Here is a 9,357-nt window from a genome sequence, read left to right as displayed (position 1 = left end):
GGCGCGGCGGCGGCCCGCACCGGACGCGGCGCGCGCCGGGCGGTCGGCCAGGTAGGTCGGGCCGAGCAGCAGCGCGAGCGGCAGCGCGGCGAGCGAGGCGGCCAGCACGGTGGCGCTGAAGCCGAGCCCGGCGTGCGCGGTGCCGAAGCCGATCAGCCCGCCGGTCATCGCGCCCACGCACCAGCCCGCGTGCATGGACGACAGGATCGACCGCCTGTACGCCTGCTCGACCACGCTGGCCTGCGCGTTCATGGCGATGTCGGTGATCCCGAAGGTCATCCCGAACAGCGCCACGGCGGCGATCAGCACCCCGTAGGTCGGCGCGTAGGCGACGCCGATGTAGGACACCGCGGTCAGCGGCAGCGCGACGCGCAGGACGGCCCGGCTCCCGACCCGTCCCATCACGGCCCGCAGGCCCTGCATCGCGACCAGCGCGCCGAGGCCCCAGACGAGGACCACGATGCCGATCTCTCCCTCGCTCGTCCCGAACTTGCTCGCGAGTGCGGGCATGCGCGAAGTCCACACACCGCAGAGCAGTCCTGCCAGGGCGAAGGTCAGGAACGTACCCGTGCGCGCGCGCAGCAGCATGGTTCACCTCTTTCTCGTCTAGGTGGGGCAAGGGCCCGGGGGTCGGCGCCCGGGCACGCCGGAACGCTCCAAAGCCCGTCGGGGCGTCCGGAGGCGCGGCGGCGTGCGCCGGGTCGGTCAAGCTGGTGGGTGGGTCGTGCGGGTGGACGAGGCGGGGCGGCCCGGCGCCGACCGGAGGCCGGTGCCGGTCAGCCGGAGGCCGGGCGGCCGGAGGCCAGGGCCGTCAGCCGGAGGCCAGTGCCAGGAGCCGTGTCCTCAGGTCCGCGAGCTGCGCCTCGTCGTACAGCCCGGGTCTGTGGCTCAGCACTTCCCAGAGGCCCTCGGCGGCCAGCCGGACGGCCATGCCGGTGGCCGGGTCCGGATCCTCGCCGCAGGGGCGCTTGTGCCAGCGGCCCATGGCCTCGTTCAGCGGCTCGGCGAGCTCGGGATCGGTGGCGGCGGCCGTGATGGCCGACCATCGCCGGTGGGCCCGCGCCTCGCCGGTGAGGATCTCGAAGGTCGCCAGGACGTAGGCGCGGGTGTAGGACCCGGGGCCGCCGTCCTCGAACGAGCCGATGAGCTCGTCGAACTCCGCGATGACGCGGGCGACCAGCGCCTGGACCAGGGCTTCCTTGGTCGGGAAGTGGTAGAGCAGCCCGCCCTTGCTGACCCCGGCGCGCTCGGCGACCGCGTTCAGCGTCAACGCGCGTCCGCCGTGCTCGGAGAGCACGGCCTCGGCGGCGTCGAGGAGGGCTTGCTTCATCATGGCTGCTCCACTGTACCGACCGGACGGTTCAGGCGACAACTCGAAGATCTTCCGTAAAAATCACATCTGGAGCGTAAATATTCCGCTGTGACCACGGTCACCCCGCAGGTTCCGTCGTGCGGGCGGCGGGCGTCCGGGCCGGGGCCGGGCCCGGACGCCGCGCGGATAACCTGGGGCGCGTGGTGACCTATCTGGACCATGCGGCGACGACCCCCATGCTCCCCGAGGCGATCGCGGCGATGACGGCCGAGCTGGGCGGGCTGGGCAACCCCTCGTCCCTGCACGCGGCGGGGCGCCGGGCGCGCCGGGTGGTGGAGGAGTCCCGCGAGGCCGTCGCCGAGGCGTTCGGCGCGAGGCCGAGCGAGGTGGTGTTCACCTCGGGCGGCACCGAGGCCGACAACCTCGCCGTGAAGGGCCTGTACTGGGCCCGGCGCGCCGCCGACCCGGCCCGCACCCGGGTGCTCGCCGGGGCGGTCGAGCACCACGCCGTCCTCGACACCGTCCAGTGGCTCGCGGCCCACGAGGGCGCCCGGGTCGAGTGGATCCCGTGCGACGGGCTCGGCCGGGTCCAGCCGGAGACGCTGCGCGAGATGATCGGCACCGGCGACGACGTCGCGCTGGTCACCGTCATGTGGGCCAACAACGAGGTCGGCACCGTCCAGCCGGTGGCGGAGCTGGCCGGGATCGCGCGCGAGCACGGCGTCCCGTTCCACACCGACGCCGTCCAGGCCGCCGGGCACCTCCCGGTCGACTTCGGCGCGAGCGGCGCGCACGCGCTCACGCTGTCCGGGCACAAGCTGGGCGGGCCGCTCGGCGTCGGGGCGCTGCTGCTCGGCAAGCCCGGCAAGGCCGGCGGGGTCGACCCGGTCGCGCTGCTGCACGGCGGCGGCCAGGAGCGGGACGTCCGGTCCGGCACCCTCGACACCCCGGCCATCGCCGGGTTCGCCGCCGCCGCCCGGCTCGCCGCCGAGCGCCGCGCGGACGAGGCGGCCCGGCTCACCGTCCTCCGCGACCGGCTGATCGCCTCGGTGCGGGAGGCCGTCCCGGACGCCGTCCTCAACGGCGACCCGGATGACCGGCTGCCCGGCAACGCGCACTTCTCGTTCCCCGGCTGCGAGGGCGACGCCCTGCTCATGCTGCTGGACGCGCGCGGCATCGCCTGCTCGACCGGCTCGGCCTGCTCGGCCGGGGTCGCGCAGCCCAGCCACGTCCTGCTCGCGATGGGCGCGACGCCCGAACGCGCGCGCGGCTCGCTCCGCTTCACCCTCGGCCACACCTCGACCGAGGCCGACGTGGACGCCCTGGCCGAAGCCCTCCCGCCGGTCGTCGAACGCGCCCGCCGCGCCGGGCTCAGCTGACCGTCCGCTTCAGCCCGGGTGCCGCGCCTCGACGCGCTCGCCCGGACGCCGGGGGCCGGCGCCGCGCGGCGTCAGGTCGGCCAGCACGTGCGAGGCGGAGACGACCTCCAGGACGGGCAGCTCGGCCAGCGGCGCCAGCGCGTGCTCGAAAAGCTGGAGCCACGCCGGGCCGCGCCACGCGCGCCTGACCGTGATCCCGGGAAGCTCCGTCCGGACGAGTTCCCCGCCCCGCGACCCGCCGGTCCCCGCGCCGCCGATCCCCGCCGCGCCGGTCCCCGTCCCGACGGTCTCCGCCGCGCTGGACGCCACGGCCGTCCCCGCCGCCGGTCTCACCGCGAACGTGGGGCGGGTGATCTGCTCCCGCGCCTCGCGGAGGTTCATCGGGGCGTACTCGTAGGGCATCGTGGCGGTCGCGACGCGCTGCGCCCCGCAGTCCAGCGTGCCGACGAGCAGGTCCTCCTCGACGACGAGCCGCGGTGTCCCGGCGGTCGCGGGGCCGGGGGAGGACGACGGGGCGCGTCCGGCGGGGAGCGTGCCGCCGCCGCCCAGATGCACGGCGTGCAGGTACTCGCCGTCCTCGCCGCCGTACCGGACGGCGACGACCTGGTACGCCTCGGTGCGGGAGCCGTGGCCGTCCGCACCGGCCAGGTTCGCGATCTCGAACCGGACGAGCGGCTCGGCGACCTCCAGCGGCTCGGGCACGGCGGCGCGCAGCGTCTCCGGATCGCTGCGGTAGACGACGCTGAAGCACTCGCGGTCGAACAGCGGCGGCGCGGCGCGCGACCGGTCGGCCGCCGGGAACCCCGCGAGCGGGGCCGCAGGGAACGAGGGCACGGGTGACGGAGGCAGGGTGGAGGGGGAGACGGGGGCGCGCAGCAGTTCTTCCGGCTTCATGAGCACTCCTTGGAGCGGGCCGCGTTCCCCCGGCCCGTCCCGTTGGACACGAAATGTCACATAAGCGTCGCCAAGCGCTATACCTAGGTGTTCCGCCAGGACGGCGGCTAAAACCCGGAAGCCCGGGAAACCGGGATCCCGAAGCCTGGAAGCCCGACATGCGAAAGCCCGCATCCTTGCCCCTGCGCGCGGGAGGTGCGCACAGGCGTACGGATGCGGGCTTCGGACGGCGAGAGAACCGAACCGGCGGGACGCGGGGACGGCTAGGGCTGGAAGGGGGCCAGCGCGCGCCAGCCCGGGTCGGGCGTGGAGGCGACCTTCGCCTTGCCCTCGCCCCATCCGGCGGTGAGCTGGTCGAGCTCGGCGAGGACGCCCGAGTCCGGATCGACGTACATGTGGAAGACGCGCAGCCCGTCCCCGGTCTGCCGGACGACGAGCACCGAGTCCGGCAGCGCGTCGAGCTTCTTCTCGAACTTGCGCAGCGCCGACGCGGACGGCTCGACGGGCAGCCGGTCCGGGTTGGCGTGCTGGTAGGGCACCGAGACCTCGACGTGCAGGTCGGCGAGCGGGTGGTCCTGCCGGTGCACGGGGAAGCGGATGCCGAACTGCGCGGGGTGCCCGCGCGGCGTGCGGCCCTCGCCCGACAGCCAGGTCGGCTCGCGGAAGTCCTCGACGATCTGCTCGACGACCATGGGCAGCACCGCCGGGGGCAGCGAGTCCACCGGCTCCTCGGAGGCGATCTTCACCTCGCCGACCCAGCGCGCCACGTCGTCCTCGCCGAGCGCCCAGTGCAGCACGTGGAACGCGACCGCGACCTGGTGCTCCTCGGAGACGAACAGGAAGTCGGGGTGGTAGGCGGTGATGTCGACCCGGCCGCGGAACTGGTCGGCCCGCATTCCGAACCGGACGTACTCCAGGTCGAAGTCGTGGTCGCCGAGCTGCAGCTCCTGGCCGAGCATCTCCGGGTCGGCCGGACGCGCCGGATGGAAGTCCCAGCCGCCCGCCGCGTCGCCGTCCGGCGCGGCGCGGTACCAGCGCTCGGCGAGCCCGCGCAGCTCGGGGTCGCCGCCGCCGGACACGGTGAGCGCGGGCGCGCGCCCCTCCATGCCGCCGATCTCCCACTGCAGGTCCGGATGGATGCGGGCGACCCGGCGGGACAGCTCCTCCATGATCTCCGCCGTGAGGCCGGACGCCGCCTCCGCTCCCGCCTCCCCGTCCGACAGCAGCGCCTCGGGCGTGTCGGGCACCGCCGACAGCGACGCCTCGACGGCCGGACGGGCCCCCGCCCACCACTCCCAGAACTCGCTGATCGCCGGGCTCACGGCGGACGTCGTCTCACGCGGACGGCGGAAGATACCCACCAGTCGTCTCTTCCTGTCTCAGATCGAACGGCGCGGGCCCGGAAGGACCCGCTCCGCAACCCTACGCGAGCACTCGCCCCTCTCGTCATCGGTGACCCGCCCGTCCGCAGGCCGCCCCGCGCCGCCGCCCCGGACGCCGTTGCCCGCCCGTCGCCCAGGCGCGTTGTCCGCCGTTGTCCGCCGTCGTCCGTCCGTCCGTCGTCCGTCCGTCGTGCGACCGGGCGGCGGCCCGGCCGCCTCACTGCACGTTGAGGGAGGCGATCACGGTGCTGATGTCGCGGTAGAGGTCCTTGCGCGTGTCGGGGACGAAGAACCAGAGGACGGCGGGCAGCACGTGCCCGGTGTCCAGCACGACGACCCCCGAGATGCCGGACCGGCCCGGTGTGCTGAGGCCGACGTTCCGCGTGACCAGCCATCCGGCGTGGCCGTCCAGCCAGACCGGACGGGACCGGTCCTCCTCGACGGTCGCCCAGGGAATGCCGGTCTGGTGGTGGTCGTACGCCCTGAGAGCCAGCGACCGGAGCCAGTCCCAGCCCCGTCCGGTCACGCCCGGGTAGTCCTGGATGGGGCCCGAGCCGATCGTCGCGGTCACGCCGTTCCGGTCCCTGAAGGTGTACTTGGTCGTCAACCCGTCCGTCTCAGGCGTGGCGCTCGCGGCCTTCCAGACGCCCCCGAGTGAGATGTACGTGACCTGCGCGGGGAAGTCGCTGATCCGCCCGTTCGTCGGCGATCCCTTCCCCGGATACCGGGGGAGGGGCACGGTCGCGGCGGCCGGTGGCGGGCCGGTCCACGGTTCCACCGGCTGCGCCGCCGAGGGCCTCGGCCGGTCGCCGTCCCGGCCGTGCGTCACCAGCACGGCGACGCACCCCACGACCTGCGCGAGCAGCAGGACGAAGCCGACGAGCCGCAGCCTGTCCGGGAGGCGTTCCACGAGGTTCCCCCGGGACCGCAGCGCGCGGACGACCGTGTTGCCGTCCGCCGTTCCCTCGATCGTCATGTCACCGGCCTTCCGGGCAGTGCGCGGGCCGCGCGCCGGGCCTCCTGGAGACTGTCCTCCAGGGACACCGGCTCAGGAGGCCCGTCCGAACCGTGCGAGCCATCGGAGCCATCGGAGCCGTCCGAGTCGCCGGAGACGGGACGGGCGAGTCGCACGGGCGGGGCGTCGGACGGCGGACGCTGCTCCCGGTAGACCGCGTCGGCGGCGCGGACGCGGTCCGCGTACCGTTCCAGCGCCTCGACCTGCCCCACCACGACGTCCACGTCGGCCCGCAGCTTCTGCCAGTGGGGTTCGAGCTCCGCCCGCGCCTCCGCGGAGTTCCCCCGCCGGTGCAGGATCTCGGCCAGCCGGCGTTCGCGGGCGGAGTGCTCGGCCAGCGTCTCGGCGATCCCCCACTCCACGCGCGGCAGGTCGACCGGATGGACCATGTCGTAGAGCAGCCCGGCGCGGCCGACCGCCGACCTCTGGACGGCCGCGACCGCCTCCTGCGCGCGCCGCATCAGCCGCCGGGGCGGGGTGGTGAGCTGCCGCCGCGGCCTCACGGTGAAGTCGCGGTCCACGTAGTAGCGGCCGTGGTGGACGCGCGCGAGGTGGGCGGGATCGGTCCGCACTCCGGCGGACACGAGGAGCCAGGCGAGGAACGCGACCTCCAGGACCACCTCCGCCAGCATGAACGGCCAGAAGCCCCTGCCCCACCACAGGCCCGCGAGCCCGAGCTGGAGGAGCCCGCCGAGGACCAGCCCCCGGTCGCGTCCGACCATGAACGGCAGGCACACGACGGGCAGGGCCGCGCAGGAGACCGCCATCGGGACGGTCGGCAGCGCCTCGACGACCGGGCGCCGGGCGCCGCCGGTGTCGGGCGGTGGCTCCCCGGACGCCGGAGTCAGCAGGTCGGGCCTGCTCAGCAGCGCGTCCCGCACGTCGGACGGCAGGTCGGGGTCCACCACCGGCCGAGCCAGGTGCTTCGGCTGTTCCATCGCGTTCCCTCCCTCGGCGGCGGTGCGGACGGCGGCCCGTCAGGCGGTCCGGAGCGAGTCGATCACGGTGTTGACGTCCGGGTAGAGGCGTGCGTGGGTCTCGGGGATGTCGATCCAGACATAGGACGGACGCGGCCGTCCGGTGTCGACGACGACGACCGCCGACAGGTCGAGCCGCGCCCGGATGCCCGGCTTGGTGAACCGGATCTCCCGGACGACCGCCCAGGCGTCGCGCCCGCCGACCTTCAACGGCTGGGACGCCACGTCCCGGCCGCGGGCGCCGTCGGGGAAGTTCCCCTCCTGGCGGTCGTCCTGGACGGCCCCGGCGAGCACGCGCAGGCGGTTCGGGCCGCGCGCCTTCGAGACCGCGGCGAGGTCCGGTTCGAGGACGCCCGAGGACAGCATCGCCACCCATGTCCCCTCGGTGGTGAACGACTGCTCACGCGAGTTTTCCGAGGTGTCGGGATCGGCCTTGCTCGCTCCCCAGTCGCCGCCCAGTGACATGTACGACAGGTGCGCCACCCCGTCGGTGACGCGGCCCCTGGTGGGAGACCCGGCGCCGGGATACCGCTTGATCGGGACCCGGGTGGTCAGGCGCGTCTCACCCGGCAGCGGCTTCCCGCGCCGGGGCGACGCGCCGGCCGTCGGGACCGTGGCGCCGGGGACCGTGTAGTCGGTCGGGGTGACGCTCAGGCAGGAGGCGTACTCCACGCCCGTCCGCTGGCTGATCACGCGTTCGCCCACCAGCACCGTGCACGTGACGGTCCCGAGGCTGTTCCCCTCGGGGTTCTGGACCTCCACCGACATGCTGCGGTCCTCGGACATCCGCACCGTCCTGCGCAGCGGGAGGGACGCGGCCTTCACGTCCGTCTTCACCCCCGCCACCTCGTAGGTGACGTCCGCCGTCCGGTGGTCCCCGGTGACCACGAAGGCCACGTCGACCTGCTCCGGGCCGCGCTTCGGGTCGTCGTCGGACCCGCCGCAGCCGCCGAGCGCGGGCGCCAGCAGGACGCCGAGCGCGGTGAGACCGGCCGGAAACCGCCCGCGTGACGTCCGACGCCGCGTGTTCCGCGTGCTCAATGTCGTTCCCCCGTGATGACGATCCGGTGGGGATTGTCGCAGGGGATCACCAGCCTGGAACAGGGACTATCCGGCCATCTTGGGCGAAGTCCGTTGATGTCACGCTCCATCAGGATGCGGGGTACAGGTAGGGGTGAGAGGGCGGGGCGGTCCGGCGGCCTGGTCGGGCGTCGGTTCCGTGCCGGTAAAGCCGTTCTTGTGCGGCTTATGGGCCGCTAGAGTGCGGTTGTTCCGTGACTGAGGAGCCCCATGAGCCATCCCCCCACGCCTCCACGGGATCCCCGGTACGCGCCGCCCCAGCAGGGTCACCCTGCGCAGCCTTACGCGCCGCCCCCGGGGAACCCGGCGCAGCCCTACGCGCCGCAACCGGCCCCGCCGATACACCCGCATCACCAGCCAGGGCCTCCGCATCCCCACCCCGGACAAGGGCCGCAGGGATACGCGCAGCAGGGGTACGCCCCGCCCGCTCCTCCTCAGCACCCGCAACAGCCTGGGTATGCGCCGCCGGGATACCAGCAGGCCCCGCCCCAGGCGTATCAGCAGGCGTACCAACAGGCACCGCCCCCGGGCTACCAGCAGGCTCCGCCACCCGCCCACCATCCGCCTCCGCCGCCCGCACATCATCCGGCTCCGCCTCCGGGGTACCCGCAGCAGGCAGGACCGGCGGACCTCTACGCCGAGTCGCTGCTCGTCTACGACCAGCCGCAGGGGTTCTTCTCGGTCGAGGCGAACTACACGATCTGGTCGGCGGACGGACGGCCCGCCGCGTACGTCCGCGAAGAGGGCGTGAACGGCGCGCGCAAGGTGTTCCGTGCCCTCAACCAGGGCACGCAGAACAACGCCGAGCGCCGATTGACCATCATGCGCCCGGACGGCATGCCGCTGTTCACCTTCTACAAGCCGTACGGGTTCGCGCACACGCCCAAGATGCAGATCCTGTCCCCGCACAACCAGCCCCTCGGCTACCTGCGGAAACGCGCCCTGCGCGGATGGGAGCTCCTGGACGCCTACGACCGGCAGATCGGCTACTACGAACTGCTCGGCGGCCGGGTCAAGGACAACGCGGAGAACGAGCTGGCCCTGTTCCGCCGCGCCAGCGAGGGCTTCGGCGACCTGCTCGCCCAGGCGTTCACCGGGTCGGACCGGTACGTGCTGCGCCAGCACGTCCAGCTTCCCGAGCCGTTCAAGACGCTGACGCTGGCCTGCCCGCTCGCCTTCGACACCGCGGTCTCGCAGAACCGCAGCCTCGGCGGCTTCCTCACCTGACGGGGGTCGCGATCCGACGCGAGGTGGTCCCGCGCGCCGTGGCGCCCGCGGGCCGGGCGTCCGCGGGCCCGGCGTGCCCGGGCCGGGCGTG

At 74.1% G+C, this 9,357-nt stretch carries 9 protein-coding genes; 2 read left to right on the top strand and 7 right to left on the bottom strand.

The annotated features are described in order from the left end of the window. A partial coding sequence (locus DZF91_RS33220; RefSeq protein WP_117361006.1) for an MFS transporter occupies window positions 1-588 on the bottom strand: 588 nt, incomplete at its 3' end. A gap of 223 nt (window positions 589-811) precedes the next feature. Further along, window positions 812-1,333 carry a TetR/AcrR family transcriptional regulator gene (locus tag DZF91_RS33215; RefSeq protein ID WP_117361005.1) on the bottom strand — a complete coding sequence of 174 codons (522 nt, stop codon included), beginning with the start codon at window positions 1,331-1,333 and terminating at the stop codon, window positions 812-814. A 182-nt stretch (window positions 1,334-1,515) separates the two neighbouring features. On the opposite strand from DZF91_RS33215, the gene DZF91_RS33210 reads away from it, so the two are divergent. Then, window positions 1,516-2,691 (top strand): cysteine desulfurase family protein, encoded by a 1,176-nt coding sequence (locus DZF91_RS33210; protein ID WP_117361007.1) that lies wholly within the window; start codon window positions 1,516-1,518, stop codon window positions 2,689-2,691. A 9-nt stretch (window positions 2,692-2,700) separates the two neighbouring features. Here the strand turns inward: DZF91_RS33210 and DZF91_RS33205 are convergent, their stop codons facing one another. From DZF91_RS33205 to DZF91_RS33185, 5 genes are all read right to left on the bottom strand, one after another. Next, window positions 2,701-3,585 (bottom strand): acetoacetate decarboxylase family protein, encoded by an 885-nt coding sequence (locus DZF91_RS33205; protein WP_199487069.1) that lies wholly within the window; start codon window positions 3,583-3,585, stop codon window positions 2,701-2,703. A gap of 263 nt (window positions 3,586-3,848) precedes the next feature. Beyond that, complete coding sequence (locus DZF91_RS33200; RefSeq protein WP_117361003.1) at window positions 3,849-4,946, bottom strand: DUF695 domain-containing protein; 1,098 nt, start codon at window positions 4,944-4,946, stop codon at window positions 3,849-3,851. 238 nt (window positions 4,947-5,184) lie between these two features. Beyond that, window positions 5,185-5,943 carry a hypothetical protein gene (locus DZF91_RS33195; protein ID WP_117361002.1) on the bottom strand — a complete coding sequence of 253 codons (759 nt, stop codon included), beginning with the start codon at window positions 5,941-5,943 and terminating at the stop codon, window positions 5,185-5,187. After that, window positions 5,940-6,920 carry a hypothetical protein gene (locus DZF91_RS33190; RefSeq protein ID WP_117361001.1) on the bottom strand — a complete coding sequence of 327 codons (981 nt, stop codon included), beginning with the start codon at window positions 6,918-6,920 and terminating at the stop codon, window positions 5,940-5,942. The genes DZF91_RS33195 and DZF91_RS33190 overlap by 4 nt, the downstream gene beginning before the upstream one ends. Before the next feature lie 39 nt (window positions 6,921-6,959). Further along, window positions 6,960-8,000: a hypothetical protein gene (locus tag DZF91_RS33185; protein WP_117361000.1), complete on the bottom strand. Its 1,041-nt coding sequence runs from the start codon at window positions 7,998-8,000 to the stop codon at window positions 6,960-6,962. A 249-nt stretch (window positions 8,001-8,249) separates the two neighbouring features. Here DZF91_RS33185 and DZF91_RS39145 point away from each other — a divergent pair, with 249 nt between their 5' ends. Further along, window positions 8,250-9,266: a hypothetical protein gene (locus DZF91_RS39145; protein WP_147341507.1), complete on the top strand. Its 1,017-nt coding sequence runs from the start codon at window positions 8,250-8,252 to the stop codon at window positions 9,264-9,266. The last annotated feature ends 91 nt before the right edge of the window (window positions 9,267-9,357 follow it).

Source organism: Actinomadura logoneensis (assembly GCF_003428695.1).
Taxonomy (GTDB): domain Bacteria; phylum Actinomycetota; class Actinomycetes; order Streptosporangiales; family Streptosporangiaceae; genus Spirillospora; species Spirillospora logoneensis.
Note: the sequence above shows the minus strand (reverse complement) of the source record. Positions and strands in the feature narration are given on the sequence as shown.